Here is a 22,030-nt window from a genome sequence, read left to right on the forward strand (position 1 = left end):
GCAAAGACGCTGAACATCGTCTCACGGTCGCATCTGGGCGGTTGCCCGGCCTCGGGACCAATGCGGTGATCAAGCCGCGCTCGCGCCGCGGCGGCGGCCGCCCGACCATCGCCGACGTCGCGCGCAAGGCCGGGGTCGGCGCCATTACCGTATCGCGCGCCTTGCGTGAGCCGGGGCGTGTCTCGGAAGATCTGCGCCGCCAGATCGAGTCCGCCGTGAATGAGCTCGGCTATGTGCCCGACCCGAATGCGCGGGCGCTGGCTTCGGCGCGCGCCGAGGTCTTTGGCGTTCTGGTGCCGTCGCTTACCAACAACGTCTTTGCCGAAGTGGTGCGCGGCATCTACGACAGCCTGTCGGACGGCCCTTTCCGGATCCAGCTTGGCAACACTCACTATTCCGGCCTCGAGGAAGAGCGGCTGCTGCAGGTGTTTGGCCCGCAACGCCCGGCGGCGCTGATCGTGGCCGGCATCGACCAGACGCCGGCGTCGCGAAAACTGCTGGAAACGGCAGGCTGTCCGGTGGTGCAGGTGATGGAGACCGGGCCCGATCCGGTAGACATGATGGTCGGTTTCTCACATTTCGAGGGCGGCAAGGCGGCAGCCGAACATCTGATCGAGGCAGGCTATCGGCGGATCGGCTTCATCGGGGCGCGCATGGATCCGCGTTCGCAGCGGCGCTTGGCCGGCTATCGCGCGGCGATGGAGGCGGCCGGCCTGTTCGATGCGCGGCTTACCACCACCACGCCGGTGCCCTCCAGCGTCACCCTCGGCCGCGAATTGTTCCGCGACGCGCTGGCCAAGGTGCCGAGCCTCGACGGCGTGTTCTGCAACAATGACGACATAGCCCTCGGGGTGCTGTTCGAATGCCATCGCGCTTCGATCGCCGTGCCGAAGACGATCGGCATCGTCGGCTTCAACGATCTCGACATGATGGAAGTGGCGTTTCCGTCGGTCACCAGCGTTCGGACCTATCGTTACGAGATCGGCCGGCGGGCTGTCGCCATGGCGCTTGCGGCGATCGAGGGCAACAGGCCGGAGTCGCGCGTTGTCGATCTCGGCTTCGAACTCAAGCGACGTGAGAGCACGGCGCGCTGAACCGAGCTTCAACGCAATGGCGCTTTACACTACGTCATGGTAGCGCTACCAGTTATCGCCGTTTGGTACATCGCTCAGAAGATGGGAGGCTGTTTATTATACATAAGCGACAGCTCATGCTTGTTTATTATGTATAATATGATAGTTTTTGCGGGACTAGCCGGGCAACAAAGGAGGGGATCGGGTCGGCATTCGGCCACCTGAACGCACAGCGGATACGGCGGGAGGTGCCGGACCGGAAAAGCGCAATTTCATCGACGTAAGAACAAACAAAACTGCAAATGGGAGGAATATCGATGATCAAGTCACTCGTTGGCGGTATCGTTGCCGCCACTGCTTTTGTCATGCTGAGCTCGTCGGCGATCGCCGAGCCTGAAATCGTCAAGGGGCCATCGGCCGAGCCTGACTGCTTCGCGCCCTGGTCGGCCGATACGCAGTTCTTCAAGTTCCCCAAGAAAGACGGCCCGTACCGCATCGCTCTGGCCAACGGCTATATCGCCAACACGTGGCGCATCCAGATGGTGCAGACGGCAAAAGCCTATGCAGCGCAGCCGGAGGTCGCGGCCAAGCTCAAGGAATTCAAGGTGGTCTCGACCGGCGAAGACGTGCCGGCCCAGATTTCGGCAATCAATAATTTCATCGATTCCGGCTATGATGCGATCGTCGTCAACGCCCAGAACCCGACCGCATTCGGCCCTGTCATCAAGCGGGCCAAGGAAGCCGGCGTGGTGCTGGTCGCTTTCGACAACATCCTCGACACCAAGGATGCCATCAACGTCAATGTGGACCAGAAGGGCCTTGGCGAATTGTGGGGCAACTGGCTGGTCAAGCACGTGCCGAACGGCGGCAAGGTGCTGGAAGTGCGTGGCGTAGCCGGCACATCCGTCGATACCGACCGCCATAACGGCATCCACGAGGTTCTCGACGCATCCGGCAAGAAATGGGATGTCACGGAGGTCGTCGGCAAGTGGGATGACGGCGTTGCGCAAAAGGCTACGGCCGATGCCATTGCCACCAACGGCCCCTTCGACGGCATTACCGGACAGGGTGGCGATACCGGCATCGTGCAGGCGATGATCGATGCCAAGCATCCGTTCGTGCCGTTCGGCGGCGAGACGGAGAACGGCTTCCGCAAATTCTGCGCCAAGTTCGCCGCAGAAGGCCTGAAATGCTCGTCGGCCGGCACCGGCCCGGCTCAGGTGGCGGTTGCCATCAAGACGGCGATTGCAGCACTTGAAGGGCAGGTCGTGCCGCAATCGATCAAGCTGCCGCTGGCGATCGTCGAGGATCCGAACTTCAAGGAAGGCCAGGACTACTTCCCCGACCAATCCGACAATTTCTTCGTCGGCAATTCCTTCCCGACCTGCGGCATCAATTTCACGGCGCAGGAAATCATGGGCCAGAGCAAGGAAAACCAGTAAACTCCGACAGCCCGGCGCCCCGGGAGATCCCGCGGCGTCGGCGCTCGACATCCTGATTGCCAAGCGCCTGGGGAGGGCCGATGGACGGTGCGGTTCCGCTCTTCCGCATGGAAGGCATATCCAAGCGCTATGGCGGCGTGCGCGCGCTGGAGAAGGCCGAACTGTCGGTCACTCCAGGCAGCATCCACGCCATCCTCGGCGAGAACGGCGCCGGCAAATCGACGCTGATCAAGGTCATGGCGGGTGTCGTCGCGCCCGACGAGGGCCGCATGATGCTGGACGGGAACGAAGTGAGCTTCGCTTCGCCGGCCGCTGCCAACCAGGCCGGCATCGTCTGCATCTTCCAGGAACTGTCGCTCGTCCCCGAACTCAGCGTTGCCGACAACGTCGTCATTTCCGATCCGCCGAAGCGTTTCGGCATGATCGACCGCAAGGCGCAGCGCCGCATCGCCGAAGAAGCGCTCGCTCGCGCCGGCGCTTCCGATATCCATCCGCTGGCGCTGGTCAAGGATCTTCCTCTTTCAAGAAGGCAGATGGTCGAGATCGCCAAGGCACTGGCGCGCAAGCCGCGTATCCTGATCCTTGACGAGGCGACCTCGGCGCTGACCGCGGCCGACGTCGCCAGGGTTTTCGCCGTGTTGAAGCGGCTGCGTTCGGAAGGGCTGGCGCTGCTCTACATCTCGCACCGCATGAACGAGATCGCCGAGCTGGCCGACCAGTGCACGGTGTTCCGCAATGGCCGCAATGTCGCCAGCTACGCGGCCGGCACCAAGAGCGACAACGAGGTCGTCGAACTGATGATCGGGCGCGAATACAGCCACATCTTTCCGCCCAAACCCGCGCGGGCGGCTGCCGCAGCCACGCCGGTTCTAGAGGCGCGCAGCCTGTCCTGGACGGATCGGCTGCACGATGTCTCGCTATCGGTCGGGGCGGGCGAGGTGGTCGGGCTCGGCGGCCTCGACGGCCAGGGCCAGCGCGAATTGCTGCTCGCCTTCTTCGGTGTGCTGCGTGGCCTGTCGGGCCAGATCCTGATCGACGGAACGCCGGTGGCGATCGCCAGTCCGGCCGCGGCGCGTGACGACCGGATCGGCATGGCGCTGATCCCGGAGGATCGCAAGACGGAAGGGTTGATGCTGCCGATGACGGTGCGCGAAAATCTCTCCTTCGCCGCCCTCGACCGGCTGTCCAGGGCCGGCATCATCGACCGCGCCGCCGAGCAGCGGCTGATCGACGACATGGTCGGTCTCCTGGCGATCAAGACGGCCGGCCTCGATATTCCGGTCGGCGCGCTATCCGGCGGCAACCAGCAGAAGGTCGTCATCGCCAAATGGCTGATGCGGCAGCCGCGCATCATCCTGCTCAACGACCCGACGCGCGGCATCGATGTCGGCACCAAGCAGGAGCTGTACCAGTTGATGCGCAAGCTTGCCGACCAGGGTGCGGCGATCCTGTTCTATTCGACCGACTATGACGAGCTGATCGGCTGCTGCGACCGAGTGCTGGTGCTCTATGACGGCGCGGTCAAGCGCGAACTGGTCGGCGCCGAAATCACCGAGAGGGCGCTGATTGCCAGCGCGCTCAACATTCACGAAGAGATGCCAAGGCAAGGAGCGGACGCGTGAAGGATTGGCGCTATTGGCTCGCCGAACAGCGCGGAACGCTGCTGGCGTTCGGCATCTTCGTTGTCATGTTCATCATTTACACCTCGAACCATCCGGCGGGCTTCACCGCCAATGTCGTGCAGACGGCGTCGAACAAGGGTGTGCTGCTCGCCTTCGTTGCGATGGCGCAGACGCTGGTGGTGATCACCGCCGGCATCGACCTCTCCGTCGGCATGATCTTCACCCTGACCAATTGCCTGGCCTCGTGGCTGGTCGTCGGCACCGGCCTCGAGACCGCCTTCGGCGTCATCGCCGTGCTCGGCACCGGGCTGCTGTGCGGGGCAATCAACGGCGCCATCGTCATCTATGGACGCCTGCAGCCGATCGTCGCCACCATTGCCACCGGTGCGGTCTATTTCGGCATCGCCCTGCTGCTTCGGCCGTTTCCGGGCGGCTCGGTCAATGAAGGGCTCGCCGATGCGCTGACCGGGCGCCTGTTTGGTATTGTGCCGGCGAGCCTGGTGACGCTGCTGGCGGTCGTGCTCGTTGTCTGGGTGCCGTTCAGCCGGTCGGTGCTCGGCCGCGCCGCTTATGCGGCCGGCTCCTCGGAGATGGCGGCCTACATGTCCGGCGTGCCGATCCGGCGTGGAAAGTTCGCCGCCTATACGCTTGCCGGGCTGCTGGCCGCGATCGGCGGGCTGTTCCTGACGTTCTTCACCTATACCGGCGATGCGGCCTATGCCAGCGGCAATGCCTATACGCTGTTTTCGATTGCCGCGGTCGTGCTTGGCGGCGTGTCGCTGTTCGGCGGCAAGGGCAGCGCCATCGGCGCGATCTTCGGCGCTCTTGCCTTCCGCACCATCGGCGACCTGCTGTTCGTCTTCGATTTCGATCCGCTCTGGCAGCCTCTATTCCAGGGCGTCATCCTGCTGATCGCGGTCAGCCTCGGCGCCTTCGCCCTGTTTCGCGTCCGCAACCGGCTGGAGTGGTTCCTGTGAGCGAAACGACTGTGAGTGGTCTCGCCGGCCGCATGCCGAAAATCCTCCGCCGCGCCGACCCTGCGGTGCTGACGGCGTTCGCCTGTATCGTGCTGCTGCTGTTCCTCGGCAGCCTCTATTCGCGCAGCTTCCTGTCGCCTGAATACCTTTTGCAGCAGCTCAAGGTGGCGTCGTTTCTCGGCGTCATCGCCACCGGCATGATGCTGGTCATCCTGCTCGGCCAGATCGACCTGTCGGTACCCTGGTCGGTGGCGGCCGGCGCGATGATGGCCTGCGCCGCGGCCGCTTATGGGCCGGTCGGTGTGGCGCTTGCCATTCCGTTCGGCATCTTCTGCGGTGTGCTGATCGGCATCGTCAACGGCATCGGCGTCGCCTATCTGCGCATTCCCTCGATGATCATCACGCTTGCCACCAACGCCGTCGCGCAGGGGCTGATGGTGGTCTACACGGGCGGTTTCTCGCCGCAGGATTCGGCGACCGGTGCGATGCGCTATCTGGCGACCGGCTTTGCCGTTCCTGGCGTGCCCAACGCCGTGCTCATCTGGGCACTGATCGGCGCCGCAATGGTGTTCGTGCTGACCCGCACCGGCTTCGGCCGCACCGTCTACGGCATCGGCAACCGCGAGCGTGCCGCCTATCTTTCCGGCATCGACACAAGGCGCGTGGTGATGATCGCCTTTGCGGTTTCGGGCGGGCTCTCCGCCTTCGGCGGCGTGCTTTTGGCCGGCTATGCCTCCAAGGCGGCACAGTCGATGGGCGACGCCTATCTTCTGCCGTCGATAGCAGCGGTGGTGCTCGGCGGCACCTCGATCCTCGGTGGGCGCGGTTCCTATCTCGGCACCGTCGCCGGCGTGATCCTGATCACGCTTTTGCAATCCATTCTTTCCGTCATGCAGATGCCGGAGGCGGGACGGCAGATCATCTACGGCGTCGTCATCGTCGCCATGCTGCTGCTCTATGGCCGCGCGCCGGCAAGCCGCTGACCTGCATGACCGGGAAAGACGTGGCATATAAGCCGGCGAGCACTGTTCGAACGACACCCGCCATCGTGGTGATGGGCGTTGCCGGCTGCGGCAAGTCGGTCGTCGGCGAAGCGCTTGCAGCGGCATTGGGCGCGCTCTTTATCGAAGGCGACAGGCTGCATCCGCCCGAAAACGTCGCGCGCATGGCGAGCGGGCAGCCGCTCACCGACGCGCTGCGCGAGGGCTGGCTCGACGCGATCGGCCAGCGTATGGCAGCGTCGGTCGCAAGCGGGCGAGGTGTGGTCGCCGCCTGCTCGGCGCTGAAGCGCAGTTATCGTGATCGCCTGCGCGGCTTTTGCGCGGATATCGTTTTCGTTTACCTTGAGATCGTCCCGGCAACGGCGAAACAGCGCGTAGGCAGTCGCAAGGGTCATTTCATGCCGGCAAGCCTGGTCGACAGCCAGTTCGCCACGCTCGAGCCGCCAGCGGCGGACGAGGCGGCAATGACCTTGGATGGCAAGCGTCCGGTCGCCGACACCGTCGCGACCGCCTTGAGCCTGCTCGCGCGCTAGATCTGCGACGTCAGTTCGACCGGGAAATCGTCATTGTCGGCGTCGCGCATGGCGGCAAGGCTGCGGTTGTCGAGCACCTCGGCGATCGCCTGACGCACCTCCAGCATCATGTGCCGGACCTGGCAGGTCGCCTCGTCGCAATCCTCGCAACGCTGGTATTGCGTGCGGCTGGCGCAGGGGATCGGCGCCAGCGGCCCGTCGAGGACGCGCACGACATGGCCGATCTTGATCTCGGAAGCCGGCCGGGCGAGGCGGTAGCCGCCTTCCTTGCCCTTGCGGCTCTGGACGAAGCCGGCGTTGCGCAACTCGCCCAGGATGGCATCGAGGAATTTCTTCGGGATGTTGTTGGCGACCGCGATGTCATTGACGAATGCGAGCTGGCCGACCGGCAGGCCCGACAGATGCACGAGGGCCTTGAGGCCGTATTTGCCTTTTTTGGTAAGCATGCCCGAACCAACCCATAAAGCCCCAACCACCCGCATCTGGCGGCTGTTTGTGTGCAAATAATGACGGTTTGGCCGTGCGATGCCGTTCGCGCAGACAGGCCGCCCGAGGACATATTGCGCGCAAACGCGTTGATTCTTCGTAACGTTTTGGCGGGCGGGCGGTCCGGAACGTGCGGAAGCTGCAATTTCGGCGGGCAAAATGAAGGAAAAGCCGGCAAGCGCCGGCTTTCAATGAGTTGGCGACCTCAGCGCCTGCCGTAAGTCTGGTCGAGCAGGCCGCCCGCTGCAAAATGCTCGGCCTGGACCTTGGCCCAGCCGCCGAAGACCTCCTCCACCGTCAGCAGCCGGACGTCGGGAAACTCAGCCTTGTATTTGGCGGCGACCGCCGCGTCGCGGGCCCGCAGGCCGTTGCGGGCGGCGATGTCCTGGCCCTCCGGCGTATAGAGGAAGTCGAGATAAGTCTTGGCAAGATCGCGCGTGCCATGCTCGTCGGCGACCGTGTCGACGATCGCCACCGGAAATTCCGCCAACAGGCTGACCGAAGGCGTCACCTGCTCGAACTTGTCCTCGCCATACTCCTTGCGGACGCCGCGCGTTTCCGACTCGAAGGTGATCAGCACGTCGCCGATTTCGCGCTGCACGAAGGTGGTGGTCGCGGCGCGTCCGCCGCTGTCGAAGACCGGCACATTGTTGAACAGCTTGGTGATGAACTCCTTCACCTTGGCGTCGTCGCCCTTGAAGGCTTCCTTGGCGTAGGCGGTGGCCGCGAGATAGGTGTAGCGCGCATTGCCGGAGGTTTTCGGATTGGGGAAGATCACCTGGACGTCGTCGCGGACGAGATCGTTCCAATCCTTGATGTGCTTCGGATTGCCGGCGCGCACCAGGAAGGAGGGCAGCGAATAGAAAGGCGAGGCGTTGTCGGGAAAGTCCTTCTGCCAGTCGGCGGACACGAGGCCCTTCTTGACCAGAAAGTCGATGTCGATGACCTGGTTGAACGTGACCACGTCGGCGCCGAGGCCTTCGGCGATGGCGCGCGCCTGCGCCGAGGTTCCGGCATGCGACTGATCGATGGTGACGCCGGGGTGGCCGGCAACGAACGCCTTGTTGACCTGCGCAAACAGTTCGCGACCGACATCGTAAGAGGCGTTCAGCAATCTGTCGGCCGACCAGGCTTGGGAGGATGCGAGGACCAGGCCGGCCAATGTGGCGACGCCAAGCAAAAATCGCTTCATGAAAACTGGGCTCCAATGCGGTACGCTTATTGCCGGACCATAGCGGCAAGGCCTCGTGCGCGACGAGGCACGCAGAGCGGCCCCTCGACGTTATCGCGAGAAAAAGTAGTCCCGCTGTGGGCGATTTCTAGTTTTTTCTTTCAAGCAGAGTCTCAGGACAGCTTGGCAGCGGTGCCGATGCCGTCGGCGTGTACGATGGTACCCGGCCGGCCAACGCTGTGCAATGCGATTGCATCGCCGCGCTGTCTGGCATATACAAATAGTATATACAAGGAGCTGTCGTCATGCCTCAACACAGCCATTCAACAACCCCGCCGAAAGAGGCGAAGCTGTTTCGTAACAATCGCAGCCAGGCGGTGCGCATTCCTGTCGAGTTCGAACTTCCCGGCGAAAAGGTCTTGATCAGCCGTGAAGGCGACCGCCTGATCATCGAGCCGGTCCGCAAGCCTGGCCTCACCGCACTGCTCGCGCAATGGGCGAAAGAGCCACCGCCCGGTGCCGAGGAAGACTTTCCCGATGTCGAGGATATGCCTGTCAAATCCGAGGAATTTTTTTGATGCGGTTCATGCTGGACACGAACATTGTCAGCGACATGATCCGAAATCCGGCCGGGAAAGCCGCAAGCTCTGTCCTGCGCGTGGGAGACGCCGCCGTGTGTACCAGCATCGTGGTCGCGTCGGAACTGCGATATGGCTGCGTCAAGAAAAGATCAGCCAAGTTGCACAAGAAGGTCAAGGAATTACTGGCTGAGATTCCCGTCTTGCCGCTCGATGTGCCCGTGGATGCCGAGTACGGCGCGATTCGCGCAGAACTGGCAGGCAGGGGCCAAACCATCGGCCAAAACGACCTTTTTATTGCTGCTCACGCCCGTGCGCTGGGAACTACCCTGGTGACGGCCAATACCGGGGCGTTCAACCGGATCAAAGGCCTGAAGGTCGAGAACTGGCTGGCGTAGCGCCTGATAGAAGATCAAGCAGCCGGAAAAAGCTTCCAGCGCCGCGGCCTGAAAGCTACCCGGCTTTTCTGCGCCGCCGGATGGTCGACGGGCAATTCGATCTCGACCCGCTGGCGCTCGCCGCCGATTTCGAGTTCTACCCTTCGGGTGCCGGCGACGCGGCGGCTGGCGGCGACCGTGCCGGCGATGCATCCGTTGCATTCTTCCACCAGATCGACATCGTGCGGGCGGAAGAACAGCGTCGCTTCGCCTTGCGGTGCATGCGGCGCGGAGAGCCCGATCGGCCGGTCGGCGATCCAGACCTGGCCGTCCTCGACCTTGACCGGGATCGAGCTCGATTCGCCGATGAAGCCGTAGACGAAGGGCGAGTTCGGCGTGTCGTAGATCTCGTCGGCGGTGCCGACCTGCTCGATGCGGCCCTGGCTCATCACCACGACGCGGTCGGCAAGCTCCAGCGCCTCTTCCTGGTCATGGGTGACGAAGACCGTCGTGTGGCCGGTGGCGTCGTGGATGTCGCGCAGCCAGCGGCGCAGTTCGCGGCGCACCTGGGCATCGAGCGCGCCGAACGGCTCGTCGAGCAAAAGCACGGCCGGTTCGATCGCCATGGCGCGGGCCAGCGCCACGCGCTGGCGCTGGCCGCCCGAAAGCTGTGCCGGATAGCGTTTTTCCAGACCGGAGAGCTGAACGAGGTTGAGGAGTTCCGAGGCGCGGCGGCGGATTTCCTTCGCCGACGGGCGCGACGGCCCGTGCCGGACCTTGAGTCCGAAGCCGATATTGTCGGCGACCGTCATATGGCGAAACAGCGCGTAGTGCTGGAAGACGAAGCCGACATTGCGCTCCTGGATCGACTTTTGCGAGGCATCCTCTTCGCCGAAGAAGATCTTTCCGCGGGTCGGCCGCTCCAATCCGGCAATCAGCCTGAGCAGCGTCGTCTTGCCGGAACCGGACGGTCCCAGCAGAGCGATCAGTTCTCCCGACTTGATGTCGAGCGAAACGTCGCGGAGGGCCGGAAACCGCTCAAACTCCTTGCGCACGTTGGCAACGCGAACTTCCATGCAAATCCCTTTTGTAGTTGATGCATGTCGTTATCCCAAAACCGGTTCCCACTTTTGGGCGACATGCATTTTGTCAGTGTCCGCGCGTCGCGGCGATCTCGGCGCCGTAGCGCATCTCGAGAAGTGTTTTCAAGACCAGCGTGACGAGCGCCAGGCCGGCAAGCAGCGAAGCGACGGCAAAGGCGGCGGCGGCATTGTACTCGTTATAAAGGATTTCGACATGCAGCGGCATGGTGTTGGTCAATCCGCGTATGTGGCCCGAAACGACCGAGACCGCGCCGAACTCACCCATGGCGCGGGCATTGCACAGCAACACGCCGTATAGCAATCCCCATTTGACATTGGGCAACGTCACGTACCAGAACGCCTGCCAGCCATTGGCCCCGAGCGACAGGGCCGCCTCCTCGTCGCCATTGCCCTGCTCCTGCATCAGCGGGATCAACTCGCGGGCGACGAAGGGGAAGGTGACGAAGATCGTGGCCAGCACGATGCCCGGCACCGCAAACAGGATGACGATGCCATGCGCCTTGAGCCAGGCGCCGAGCAGGCCTTGCGCGCCGAACAAGAGCACGTAGACAAGCCCCGAAATGACCGGCGAGACGGAAAAGGGCAGGTCGATCAGCGTGGTCAGGAACGCCTTGCCCTTGAATTCGAACTTGGCGATGGCCCAGGCGGCGGAAATGCCGAAGACGATGTTGAGCGGCACCGAGATCGCCGCGACCAGAAGCGTCAGGCGGATCGCCGAGCGCGTATCCGGTTCGCCTAGCGCCTGTGTGTAGGCCTCGATGCCCTTGGCGAAAGCTTCCTTGAAGACGATGATCAGCGGCAAGAGCAGGAAGATGGCAAGGAACGCAAACGTTACGGCCATCAGCACGGTTCTCGCCGTGCGGCTTTCGGTCACCGCCGGCGACTGGCTTTCATGGTGCGGCGCGTAGGATTTGATCTCCGGGTCAGCCATAGCGCTTGCGGCTCCAGGTCTGCACCAGGTTGATGACCAGCAGCATGACGAAGGACAGTGCCAGCATGATCGCCGCGATCGCGGTCGCCGCCGCGTAATTATATTCCTCCAGCCGGATGACGATCAGAAGCGGTGCGATTTCGGATTTATAGGGCAGATTGCCGGCGATGAAGATGACGGAACCGTACTCGCCGACGCCGCGCGCGAAGGCCAGCGCGAAGCCGGTGACGATGGCCGGCGCCAGTCCGGGAAGCAGAACGCGGCTGATGATCTGGAAGCGATTGGCGCCGAGCGTGGCGGCCACTTCCTCTACCTCCTTGTCGATCTCCTCCATGATCGGCTGCACGGTTCGTACGACAAAGGGCAGGCCGATGAAGATCAGCGCAATTACGATGCCAAGCGGCGTGTAGGCGATCTTGATGCCGAGCGGTGTCAGAAGGCTTCCGATCCAGCCGTTCGGTGCGTAGAGCGTGGTCAGCGCAATGCCGGCGACCGCTGTCGGCAGCGCGAAGGGCAGGTCGACCATGGCATCGACGATGCGGCGGCCGGGAAAGCTGTAGCGCACCAGTACCCACGCGACGATCGTGCCGAAGACGACGTTGACAGCGGCGGCAATGAAGGCGGTGCCGAAGCTGATCTCAAGCGCGTTGATGGTGCGGCGGTCGGTGACGATCGCCCAGAAGTCGGTCCAGCCGAGCGCCGCCGAGCGCCAGATCAGCCCGGACAGGGGAATGAGGATGATGAGGGTGAGGTAGGCAAGCGAGAAGCCGAGCGTCAACCCGAAACCCGGAATGACGCTCGGCTGCCTGAATCGCCACCCCGCCTTGGCGGGTGCTGTGGTCATGTCGTCCTGATCTAAATGCTACTGGGCCGGCTTGTAGATCTGGTCGAATATACCACCATCGCCGAAATGATAAGGCTGTGCCTTCTTCCAGCCGCCAAAAAGCGGGTCGTCGATGGTGATCAGCTTGATCTCAGGCAGCTTGGCCAAGTCCTCCGCCGGCACCAGGTCGGGCTTCGAAGGGCGATAATGGTTCTTGGCGATGAGCGTCTGGCCTTCCTTGGAATAGAGATAGCTCAGATAGGCTTCGGCAACTTTGCGTGTGCCTTTGGCGTCGACATTGGCGTCGACCACGGCGACCGGCGGCTCGGCCAGGATCGAGGTCGGCGGGTAGACGATATCGAAATTGTCGGCGCCGAACTCATCGAGCGCCAGATAGGCCTCGTTTTCCCAGGCGAGCAGCACGTCGCCCAGCCCTTTTTGCGCGAAGGTCACGGTGGCGCCGCGCGCACCGGTGTCGAGAACCGGGACATGCGCATAGAGATTGCCGACGAATTCCTTGGTCTTGGCCTCGTCGCCGCCATCCTTGGAGCTGGCATAGGCCCAGGCGGCGAGGTAGTTCCAGCGCGCGCCACCGGAGGTCTTGGGATTCGGCGTGATCACTTGGACGTCGTCCTTGACCAGATCGCCCCAGTCATGGATGCCCTTGGGGTTTCCCTTGCGGACGAGAAAGATGATGGTCGAGGTGTAGGGCGCCGAATTGTTTTCGAATTTCGTCCGCCAGTCTGGATTGATCTTCTTCGCTTTCGAAACGATGGCGTTGATATCGCCTTCGAGCGCCAGCGTCACCACGTCGGCGTCGAGGCCGTCGATCACGGCGCGAGCCTGCGCGCCGGATCCGCCATGTGACTGCTGGACGGTGACCGTCTCGCCTGTCTCTGCCTTCCAGTGGGCAATGAAGGCCTCATCGAATTGCTTATAGAGCTCACGCGTCGGATCATAGGACACGTTGAGAATGGTGGTGTCGGCAAACGCGAAACCGAGCGTGCCGAACTGGACGGATGTGGCGACCAGTGCGCCGAGCAGTTTCCTGAAATGAGGTTTGGTCATTTCCGCCTCCGTTGAACTCGCGCCAAATCTACCGAATTGATAGAATTTAGATGCAATCAATGTTGCCTTTTTTGGCTCATTGAAGCAATTTTTCGCCTGGTTTCGGCGATGCGAGGAACTATTTTCCCGCATGAACCATGATCGCGCTCCCGACGCGATTAACTAGAGACGGCCGGCTCTTCGGCAATGGCTGCGTCTCGTCCGAGCAAGGTTTCGGCGGCTTATTCGCCGGTAACGGGAAAGTTGAAGCGCTCTCTTGGAAACGGCTCGTTTTCCAGCGTGAAGTGCCACCATTCGCGTGGGTAATTCTTGAAGCCGCCGGCGCGCATCGCCTCGACAAGTCTTTTGCGGTTAGCCGCGGCTTCATCGTCTATCGCTCGGTGAGCCGTTTCGCTCGCCGGATCGAAACAGTCGAAACCGGTGCCGAAATCGAGCGTGTCGGCATCGGTCGCGCCGCAGGCCGGTTTCGGAGCGCTCGTGCGGCCGGCCTGTTCTTTATGGTTGACCCGGGCGATCGCGACATCGACCGTCGATCCGCGCGAATGGGTGGACAGTTCGCCGATATAACCCTTGGCGATGAGATCCTTGCGCTTGACCTTTGGATACCATTGCGGGTCCGGTGGCCCGCCCGTTTTTGTCCATTCACTCATGTCGGAGACAGCCCGCGCAGGGCGGTAGCAGTCGAACACGACCAGCGTCAGCCCTTCGGCAGCAATCGCTTTCTGCACTGCCGAAAGCGCTTGCGCCGCTTGCCTGGTGAGGACGCATACCGGCGCATCGTAGCCGCTTACCTTGCGATGCAGGAAATTTTCGAGGCCGGCATAGCGGATATCCTGCCGGATACTGGGATCGATGTCGGCCAGCCGAACAAAGCCGGCGGGGAGGGTGTCAGCAAAGGCCGAGGAAATACCGGCGGCCGAAAGCAAGGCGTAAACCCCACTCCCTTGAATCACCTGCCGGAATCTATTCAAGGGAAATTTTCACTCGACAAAAACCTTTACGCTGGCCGCGCGTCCCGCCGCGTCGATCACGGTCAGGGTCGAATAGCCGGCGCCGTCCGGCTGCCAGGTCGCGGTGCGCCGCCGGTCGATGCCGACCAGCGGCTTGCCGTTGGCCAGCCAGCGGAATGGTGCGCGACCGCCCTGCAGCTTGAGAACCAGCGGCGAGGCATCGGCCGAGGAAGTGCCGAGATCGACGCGGGCGCCGTCTGGCGGAAAGATGATGGTTGGCGCAGGTTCGGTCGGCGTCGCCTGCACCAGCCCATCGGTGCCGGCGCCGAAGCGCGTCAGCGTCACCGGCAGCTCCTCGCGTTTGGGACGCCGGACGCCGGACGGCTGGCTTGGCAGTGGTACGGCGGCCAGGCCGGAACGGACAAAGCCTTCGAACAGGATGGGCGCCGCCGAGATGTAGCCGGACAGGCCGGGCACCGCGCCGGCGTCGGGGCGGCCGACCCATACGCCGAGCACATAGCGGCCGTCAAAGCCGACCGACCAGGCGTCGCGATAGCCGTAGGAGGTGCCGGTCTTGTAAGCGATGCCGCGTTGGGCGGCACCCTGAGGCGGCTTGACGCCTGACAGGATGTCGGTGATCTGCCAGGTCGCCTGTCCGTCGAGGATGGTGGTGGTCGAGCGTTCGGCATTCGCCGGCTCGGTGCCGTCACGCAGCGTGTGTGCCTTGCCGCCATTGGCAAGGCCGGCATAGAGCTGAACCAGGTCGCGCAGTGTCATCCCGACGCCACCGAGGCCGATTGCCAGGCCAGGCGCCTCGTTGACGGGCAGTACAGGGGTCACATCGGCCTGGCGAAAGCGCGCCATCAGCCGGGCCGGGCCGACCGCGTCGAGCACGCGGATCGCCGGAACGTTGAGCGACAATTGCAGCGCCTGCCTGATGCTGACATCGCCCTGATAGCCCATGTCGAAGTTCTTCGGCCGGTAGCCGGAGAAATCGGCTGGGCTGTCCTCGATCAGCATCTCCTGCGCCACCAGGCCTTGTTCGAAGGCGAGGCCGTAGATGAACGGCTTCAGCGTCGAGCCAGGCGAGCGGACGACTTTGGTCATGTCGATCCAGCCCGAACGGGTAGCATCGAAGAAATCGGCGGAGCCGACCTCGCCAAGGATATCGCCGGTGCGGGCATCGGCCAGCACCATGGCCACCGAGAGGCGAGGGCCGAGCCTGGCGGCTGCGTCTTTCGCCACCTGCTCCAGCCCTTCCTGGACGCTCTTGCGGATCGTCAGTTGCAGCTTCTGGCCGAGGATGGCCTTGGGCAGCATTGCATAGGCCGCATGGGCAGCGAGCGCCGGCAAGGTGCGCCGCAGCCCCGACACATCGTCGAGCCCGGCACGCGCGGCCTCACGTTCGCCGAGCAGGCCTGCCGAGACCATGCGGGTCAGCACCCTGTCGCGGGCAGCGTGGGCAATCTCGAGATTGCGATCAGGGCGTCGCTTTTCCGGCAATTGCGGCAAGGCGACGAGCAGGGCGGCCTCCGAGACCGTCAGCCGTTTCGGCTCCTTGCCGAAATAGGCGAGCGAAGCGGCGCGCACACCTTCGAGATTGCCGCCATAGGGCGCCAGGGTCAGATAGCGTTCGAGGATCTCGCGCTTGGAAAGCCGCCGTTCGATTTGCAGGGCGCGCAGCATCTGCTTGATCTTCGAGCCGAGGCTGCGGCTGTCGCGTGGTTCGATCAGGCGGGCGAGCTGCATCGAGAGCGTCGAACCGCCGGAGACGATATGGCCGCTGGTCGCGACCTGGCCGGCGGCACGCGCCAGTGCCAGCACGTCGATGCCTTGGTGACCCCAGAAACGCTTGTCCTCATAGGTGACGAGCATGTCGACGAACTGCTTGTCGACCTGGTCCAGGCTGGTAGCGAGACGCCAGTAGCCGTCCGGCGTGGCGAAGGCGCGCAGCAGTTGGCCGTCTCGGTCCTGCACCTCGGTCGAGACCGTCAAAGCAGCCGGCAGCGGCGGCGGAAATGAGCGGTCGAGCTGCCAGAGGGCGACGGCGGTGATTGCAGCGAGAGCGGCCAAGGAAATGCCCGTGATGGCCGCTCGGCGCAGGAATTTTCTGGAGAGCATGGCGCTGCCCCTCATCCGCCTGCCGGCGCCTTCTCCCCGTTTAGTGACGGGGAGAAGGAGGCTGTCGCGACCCTTGGCGCCTTTTCTGCGGTGTTAAAGTTCGGCGAAAACTTCGGCGCATGGCTCTTTCTCCCCGTCTCTATACGGGGAGAAATGCCCGGCAGGGCAATGAGAGGCAGCGCCATCGCCATATTCCTATCCGCCTTTTTTGCCTTACGGCGCCTTGACCTCCATCATGCCGGTGGCGGTGCGGGCCGAATATTGCGGCCGGTACATGTCCTCGATCGTTGCCGCCGGGTGGGCATAGGTGCCCGGCGTCACCGCGCGCACGACGTAGGCGAGCGTTATGTTGCGGTCGCCGTCGCCGTCGCTTGGATTGAACGCCGCGACGAAACGGTCGTCGCGGAATTCGAGATGGGCGGCATCGGTCTGCGCCAGCCAGGAGAAGTTCGTCAACTGAGCGCTGGAGACCAGGCCCGGATTGTCGATCTCGAAGCCGGCCGGCAACAGATCGGTGATCAGCAGCCGCGAAGGCCAGGTGTTCTGCTCGTAAACCTTGAGCACGACGACATAGCGTTCGTTCTGTTTGACCTCCGTCACGTTGGCCTCTGTGCCGTCGAGCTTGTAGTAGGTACGGCTGATGGTAAAGCCGTTGCCGCCGGCCGGGAGAGGCTGGATCGGCGAGGCCACAGTGGTGACGACCGCCTGCAGCGGATTTCTGCCGGTATTAACGATGGTCAGCGGACTGTCGGCCAGGTCGCCACCGGCGATCTGGTCCGAATAGCCGCCGGCATGCGGTGCGCCGTTGACGGTCAGCGCGATCGAATCATTGCCGGCCTTCAGCGCCCGGGCCGCCAGCAGCATCCAGGACTCGTCCTGTGTGCTGGTCCACCTGGCCTCGGCGCGTTCCCTGGTCACCAACTGGATCAGCGCCGGCACGATGGTCGGCACCGGCTTGCTTTCCGCAGCAAGCGCCAGGATTGCCGCGCCGTCACGCAGCGGCGAGCCATAGTCGGATCGGTAATAGTCATATTCGGGTGTCGACTTGGCCAGTTGCAGCGCGGCCTGGAAGGTTGCCTCCGAGCGCTGCGTGTCACCGTAGAGCGCGAGAGACGCCGCCAGCTGGGCGACGGCCATCGGGCTGGTAAAGGCCTCGAGCTGGGTGTCGGCATAATAACGCAGATCGCCGACCGAGGCCTTCTTGTTGCGGGCAAGCACATAGAGGGCGTAGGCGATCTCGCTGCCACGATCCTGGATGTCCTGATCGTAGCCGATCGCGTTCTGCAGATTGCTCAGCGCCTGGTTCATCGCCAAGGCCGGCACGTCGTACTTCTGCTCGCGCGCCCGGGTCAGGAAATCGGTGACATAGGCGTCGAGCCACAGATCGCCGGAACCCGGACCCCACAGGCCGAAGCTGCCGGCCGATGCCTGGTAGCTCAGCACCTTGTAGATGGCGTCCTGGACGCGGCCATGCAGATCGGGGTCGCTGGCCATGCCGATGCCGGAAGCCATGTCGTTGACGTAGAGAAGCGGCAGGGCGCGGCTGGTGGTCTGTTCGGCGCAACCATAGGGATAGCGGTCGAGCGTCATCAGCAGCGACGGCACGTCGAAGGCAGCCGCCTGCGAAACGCCGACGCTGACCGAAGCGCCATCGAGCAGGCTTGCCGCCAGCAGTTCCTTGTCGACGCGCAGCGCGCCGCCATTGCCCTTGAGGTCGACGACCATGCGGGTGGTCACCGGCAGTTGCGCCGGGCGCACCGGCACATAGAGCGTCTGCTCGACGGCGGTGCCGTCGGCATGCGCAAGCCTGATGGTGATCGAGGCGTTGCCTGCGGTCTGTGCAATCAACGGCACGGTTAGTGTCTGCCGCTTGCCTTTGGCGAGCGTCAGCTTTTCAGGCAAGGCGGCATTGCCGGTTGACAGGTCGCCTGTCGTGTTGACGGTCAGCTTGTAGTCGCCTGCGGGGCCGTCGGTGTCGGCGACGTCGAGCCGCATGACGGCGGAATCGCCGGGCGCCAGGAAGCGCGGCAGGCCGGTGGTGATTACCACCGGATCACGCACGATGACGTCGGACTGGGCATGGCCGACCGCTTCCTTGGTCCAGGCGACGGCCATGACGCGCACGGTGCCGTTGAACTGCGGAATGTCGAAGTCGATCCGCGCCTTGCCGTCGGCGTCGAGCTGGACCGGGCCGGAGAAGAAGGCGACCAGCTTTTCGGTCGGCGGACTGCCTTGCGATTGCATGTTGGCACCGTCGCCGCCGGTGCGCAGCTTACCGGTTGTGCCCAGCGAGCCGTCGATCAGCCGGCCATAGATGTCGCGAACCTCGAGACCGAGCATTCGCTGCCCGAAGAACCAGTTCTCCGGATCCGGCACCTTGTAGTTGGTCAGGTTGAGGATGCCGACGTCGACGGCCGCGACCATGACATAGGCGTTGGTGCCGGGCTGTACGCCGGCAACGGCGACCGGGATCGACAGCTGCTGGCGCGGCATGGTCTTGTCCGGCGTCGCCAAGCTGACGGCAAGCTTCCGCGAGCCGGGATCGAGCTTCAGCCATTTGACGCCGATGGCGCGCGCCGGCATGCGTGTCTCTTGCGCATCGCCCGGCCTGAATAGCGTTGCCGTGACGTAGGCGCCGGCACCCCAGTCGTCGCCGACCGGGATGTCGACAGTGCTGCCGCCGGCCGGCACGCTGGCGGTGACGGTCTTCAGGAGCTTGTCGGCGCCGATGGTGACGAGCAGCTCGCCGGCAAAGTGCGGCGACACTTTGAGCTTGGCCACTTCACCCGCCGCATAGGTATCCTTGTCGAGGGCGATCTCGAGGCCGTCGGGCGTTTCGGTGGTGGTGGAACTGACATACCAGCCGGCGTCGAACTCATAGCTGGTGGCCGGGCCTTCCGGATCCGCTGTCTCGATCTCGAGCCGGTAGCGGCCCCAGTCGACCGGCAGCGACACCGTAGCCTCGCCATCGGCGCTCAGGTCGACCTGGCCGTTGGCCACCGCCTTGGTGAAGGTGACCGGCTCATAGTTCCAGGAGTTGCTCGAGCGATACCACTGGTAGCTGCGCTCGACCTTGACCAACGACCACTGTGCGCCCTTCAGCGCCTCACGCTTGCCGTCTGGGTCGACGGCGATCAGGCTGAACTTGGCCGTGCCGCCTTGCGGCACCTCGTCTCCGTCGAAATCCGGGCGGATGCCGATCATGTGGCCCTGCGGGCGGATGCCGATATTCAGCGAGCGCTCGACGGCACGGCCGCCGGTTTCACGCATCCTGACCGTGATCTTGGCATCGACCAGCTTGGTGGTGGATGGCAATTGGTCGACGGAGACCGGGAAGGTCGCCTTGCCGTCCTCGCCGACCACCGGCAGGCCGGTGAAGGGCGTCACTGTCGGTTCAGCCGACTGTTCGTCGGCGAGACCGAAGGAATAGCCTTTGAAGCGGTCCCAGTCGCGGGCGGTCGACAGCGTCAATTCGCCTTCGAGCGCGAGGCCCGCGGCCGGCGCGCCGTAGAGAAAGCGGCCGTCGACGGTAATGTTGGCGGTCTCGCCCTGGGCGATCTCCTGCTTGTCGGAGGACAGGTCGAACTCGATGCGGTCCGGTACGAAGTCCTCGACCAGGAACATCTGGCTGGCGACCGCCGCCTGCTTGGGATCGGTATGGATCGCCACCGTCCAGGTGCCGCGCATGGCGTTAGGTTCCAGCGGCAGGTCGACCGCGTAACCGCCGGCCGACGCGCCGTCGCTGACGATGCGGCGGTCCTCGACGCCGTCGGGCCGCGAGAAGACGAAGGTCAGCGGCAGGTTCTCGACCGCCCTGGCGGCACTATCGCGGGCAAGCGCCGCGACATGGACATCTTCGCCGGCGCGGTAGATGCCGCGCTCGGTCCAGGCATAGACGTCGAGCGCGCCAGGTGCCGGCCGTCCGGCGACGCCACGGTCGGACAGGTCGAAGCCGGCGCGGCCCATATCGAGGAAGACGAAATCGTCGTCGCCCTGTTTGGCCATCAGCACGGCCGGCGCCATGCCGCTGTCGCCGCGCGTCAGGCCGGGATTGAACACCGCCCGCCCTTCCGCGTCGGTGGTCGCGGTGCCGAGGATTTCATTGTTCCTGGCCAGCAGCGTCAGCTCGGCGCCGGCAATCGGCTTGGCGGTTGCGAGCGAACGCGCAAAGACGTTCAGTCCATCCTGTCCGGTATAGGTCGACAGGCCGATATCGGAGACGACGAACCATTGCGTGGCGTGCGAATCATAGTCGTCGCTGCGATCGTCGACGGCTTGTGCGGTCAGCACATAGACGCCGGGCTTGCGCTTCGGCAACGCCTCATCGATTGGGAAGGAGGTGGTGACTTCCTTGTTGAGGTCGTTGGCGATGTCGAGCTGGCCCTGCCAGACCGGCTCGCCCATCTGTTCGGAGATGTTCGAAATGTCGTAGCCGTCAAGCTGGCGCAGGAACTGGTACCCCGACAGAAGCTGGGCCAGCGAGCGGTCGCCGATGCGGAAGAGCTTCATTTCGGCGGCATTCATGTTGACGGTGACGACCGGTATGCCGCGGCGTGCGCCGGCGGGCAGCACGAAACTCTCGCCGGTGAAGCGGGCCGAAGGCGCGCGGTCCTGCACGTAGATCGACAGCACCACCGGTGCCGCGGTGACCTCGCCAATGGCGGCCGGCAGGCCGGCGCGGAAGGTCACGTCATAATGTTGGCCGTGCTCGAGCCCTTCGACGCAGATCTGCTTGTCCTTGGCTTCGACGGCCTTGGGAGCGGCGTTGTCGACAGTAACAAACTGCGAGTAGTCGACGCCGGTCTTGACCAGCCCCTCGGAGAACTGCGCGCAGATGCGTGGCGCGCTGGTGTCGGCATCGACGGTATGATCTATGACGCGGAAGCCCTTGCGGGCCTTGAGATCCTGGTAGGCGGCCCTGACTGCCGGCGAATTGACGAGAGCGAGGCTCGCCTCGTAGGCCTGCAGGGCCGGCCTGTAGAGATCGCGGCGATCAAGGCCGTCCCCGAGCAGCGCCAGCACGTCGGCGCGCGTCCTGGTGGTGCGCAGCAATTTGTAGGCATTGAAGGCGGCGGAAGTGGCGTTCGCCGGCAGCGTCGACGGCTCCGAACTGTTGGCAGTCGGATGAACGGCAAGCGTTTCGCGCGCCAGCTCGAGCCAGAGCTGGCCATCATCAGGCAACACCGAAACCGCCGCCTCGTATTTGTGCATCGCCGAGCGATGATCGCCCGTCAGCGCCGACTGTTCGGCGGCGGCCCTCAGCGCCGTCAGCCCCTCGGTCGGCTTGGTGTAGGTCGGGCCGGTGAGCTTGTTGCGGTATTGCTGGGCCTGGTCTGCCATCCAGTTGGGGAAGAAGGCGAGTTCGGGTGGCGCGCCGATGTCGGGATCGCCATCGATGTTGACGACCTTGCCGGCGACGGCGCCGCTGAAGGGTTTCAACGAATTGTAATCGGATTTAAGGAAGCACCATTTGGCCTTGAGGTTGTAGGTGAAGGCGCGGCAGGCCGGGTCACCGAGGCAGGTGGTCTTGCACTGGTCGAGGCTGACATTCTGGTCGGATCTGAGATCGAAACCAAAATAGTCGGAATTGTTCGACGTCACCACCCGCCGGGCTTCGGCCGCTTGCGCGACACCGCTCCAGGCAAGAAAGAGAAGGAAAAGAATCGATAGACCACGAGCCGCGCGCATTGCCATAAACCCCTCCAGACAAGTGCTGACGTCCAGAAATCTTCAAGCTTCAGTCGCGCTTGTCAACATCAGGACGCGGCAGGATC

Annotated in this window: 17 protein-coding genes; 8 read left to right on the plus strand and 9 right to left on the minus strand. The window is 63.8% G+C overall.

Features of this window, described 5'->3' with window-relative positions:
- Window positions 1-65: 65 nt before the first annotated feature.
- From gntR to NKH83_RS21675, 6 genes are all read left to right on the plus strand, one after another.
- Entirely contained in the window at window positions 66-1,094 is a 1,029-nt protein-coding gene (gene gntR / locus NKH83_RS21650) for an HTH-type transcriptional regulator GntR (protein ID WP_254819076.1), read from the plus strand.
- 296 nt (window positions 1,095-1,390) lie between these two features.
- On the plus strand, window positions 1,391-2,515 hold the full coding sequence (locus NKH83_RS21655) for a sugar ABC transporter substrate-binding protein (protein WP_352807309.1): 1,125 nt from the start codon (window positions 1,391-1,393) through the stop codon (window positions 2,513-2,515).
- 80 nt (window positions 2,516-2,595) lie between these two features.
- A complete protein-coding gene (locus tag NKH83_RS21660; RefSeq protein WP_352799425.1) occupies window positions 2,596-4,137 on the plus strand; it encodes a sugar ABC transporter ATP-binding protein in 1,542 nt (513 codons plus the stop codon).
- Window positions 4,134-5,114, plus strand: a complete 981-nt coding sequence (locus NKH83_RS21665) for an ABC transporter permease (protein WP_352475436.1) — start codon at window positions 4,134-4,136, stop codon at window positions 5,112-5,114. The genes NKH83_RS21660 and NKH83_RS21665 overlap by 4 nt, the downstream gene beginning before the upstream one ends.
- On the plus strand, window positions 5,111-6,097 hold the full coding sequence (locus NKH83_RS21670) for an ABC transporter permease (RefSeq protein ID WP_352807312.1): 987 nt from the start codon (window positions 5,111-5,113) through the stop codon (window positions 6,095-6,097). The genes NKH83_RS21665 and NKH83_RS21670 overlap by 4 nt, the downstream gene beginning before the upstream one ends.
- 71 nt (window positions 6,098-6,168) lie before the next feature.
- The gene (locus NKH83_RS21675; RefSeq protein WP_352807315.1) at window positions 6,169-6,648 is read left to right on the plus strand and encodes a gluconokinase; all 480 of its coding nucleotides are present in this window, start codon (window positions 6,169-6,171) and stop codon (window positions 6,646-6,648) included.
- Here the strand turns inward: NKH83_RS21675 and NKH83_RS21680 are convergent.
- Window positions 6,645-7,094: an RrF2 family transcriptional regulator gene (locus NKH83_RS21680; protein WP_006202816.1), complete on the minus strand. Its 450-nt coding sequence runs from the start codon at window positions 7,092-7,094 to the stop codon at window positions 6,645-6,647. The two genes, NKH83_RS21675 and NKH83_RS21680, sit on opposite strands and share 4 nt — an antisense overlap.
- A 245-nt stretch (window positions 7,095-7,339) precedes the next feature.
- On the minus strand, window positions 7,340-8,326 hold the full coding sequence (locus NKH83_RS21685; protein ID WP_352807318.1) for a sulfate ABC transporter substrate-binding protein: 987 nt from the start codon (window positions 8,324-8,326) through the stop codon (window positions 7,340-7,342).
- A 284-nt stretch (window positions 8,327-8,610) separates the two neighbouring features.
- Between NKH83_RS21685 and NKH83_RS21690 the strand changes: the two genes are divergently transcribed.
- Window positions 8,611-8,883 carry an antitoxin gene (locus tag NKH83_RS21690; protein WP_352807321.1) on the plus strand — a complete coding sequence of 91 codons (273 nt, stop codon included), beginning with the start codon at window positions 8,611-8,613 and terminating at the stop codon, window positions 8,881-8,883.
- Window positions 8,880-9,281 carry a type II toxin-antitoxin system VapC family toxin gene (locus tag NKH83_RS21695; RefSeq protein WP_352807324.1) on the plus strand — a complete coding sequence of 134 codons (402 nt, stop codon included), beginning with the start codon at window positions 8,880-8,882 and terminating at the stop codon, window positions 9,279-9,281. The genes NKH83_RS21690 and NKH83_RS21695 overlap by 4 nt, the downstream gene beginning before the upstream one ends.
- A 14-nt stretch (window positions 9,282-9,295) precedes the next feature.
- Here NKH83_RS21695 and NKH83_RS21700 read toward each other — a convergent pair whose 3' ends face one another.
- From NKH83_RS21700 to NKH83_RS21730, 7 genes are all read right to left on the minus strand, one after another.
- Window positions 9,296-10,336: a sulfate/molybdate ABC transporter ATP-binding protein gene (locus NKH83_RS21700; RefSeq protein ID WP_254819067.1), complete on the minus strand. Its 1,041-nt coding sequence runs from the start codon at window positions 10,334-10,336 to the stop codon at window positions 9,296-9,298.
- 73 nt (window positions 10,337-10,409) lie between these two features.
- The gene (gene cysW / locus NKH83_RS21705) at window positions 10,410-11,294 is read right to left on the minus strand and encodes a sulfate ABC transporter permease subunit CysW (protein WP_254819066.1); all 885 of its coding nucleotides are present in this window, start codon (window positions 11,292-11,294) and stop codon (window positions 10,410-10,412) included.
- Window positions 11,287-12,138 carry a sulfate ABC transporter permease subunit CysT gene (cysT, locus tag NKH83_RS21710; protein WP_352644821.1) on the minus strand — a complete coding sequence of 284 codons (852 nt, stop codon included), beginning with the start codon at window positions 12,136-12,138 and terminating at the stop codon, window positions 11,287-11,289. Before cysT ends, cysW begins: the two co-directional genes overlap by 8 nt.
- An 18-nt stretch (window positions 12,139-12,156) precedes the next feature.
- On the minus strand, window positions 12,157-13,185 hold the full coding sequence (locus NKH83_RS21715; RefSeq protein ID WP_352505538.1) for a sulfate ABC transporter substrate-binding protein: 1,029 nt from the start codon (window positions 13,183-13,185) through the stop codon (window positions 12,157-12,159).
- A gap of 221 nt (window positions 13,186-13,406) precedes the next feature.
- Complete coding sequence (locus tag NKH83_RS21720) at window positions 13,407-14,111, minus strand: M15 family metallopeptidase (RefSeq protein ID WP_352807329.1); 705 nt, start codon at window positions 14,109-14,111, stop codon at window positions 13,407-13,409.
- Between the two features lie 54 nt (window positions 14,112-14,165).
- Window positions 14,166-16,256 (minus strand): penicillin-binding protein 1C, encoded by a 2,091-nt coding sequence (gene pbpC, locus NKH83_RS21725; RefSeq protein WP_352807332.1) that lies wholly within the window; start codon window positions 16,254-16,256, stop codon window positions 14,166-14,168.
- Window positions 16,257-16,469: 213 nt separating this feature from the next.
- Window positions 16,470-21,950: an alpha-2-macroglobulin family protein gene (locus NKH83_RS21730; RefSeq protein WP_352807335.1), complete on the minus strand. Its 5,481-nt coding sequence runs from the start codon at window positions 21,948-21,950 to the stop codon at window positions 16,470-16,472.
- Between the last annotated feature and the right edge of the window lie 80 nt (window positions 21,951-22,030).

Origin of the sequence: Mesorhizobium sp. M0909 (assembly GCF_040319515.1) — a bacterium.
Taxonomy (GTDB): domain Bacteria; phylum Pseudomonadota; class Alphaproteobacteria; order Rhizobiales; family Rhizobiaceae; genus Mesorhizobium.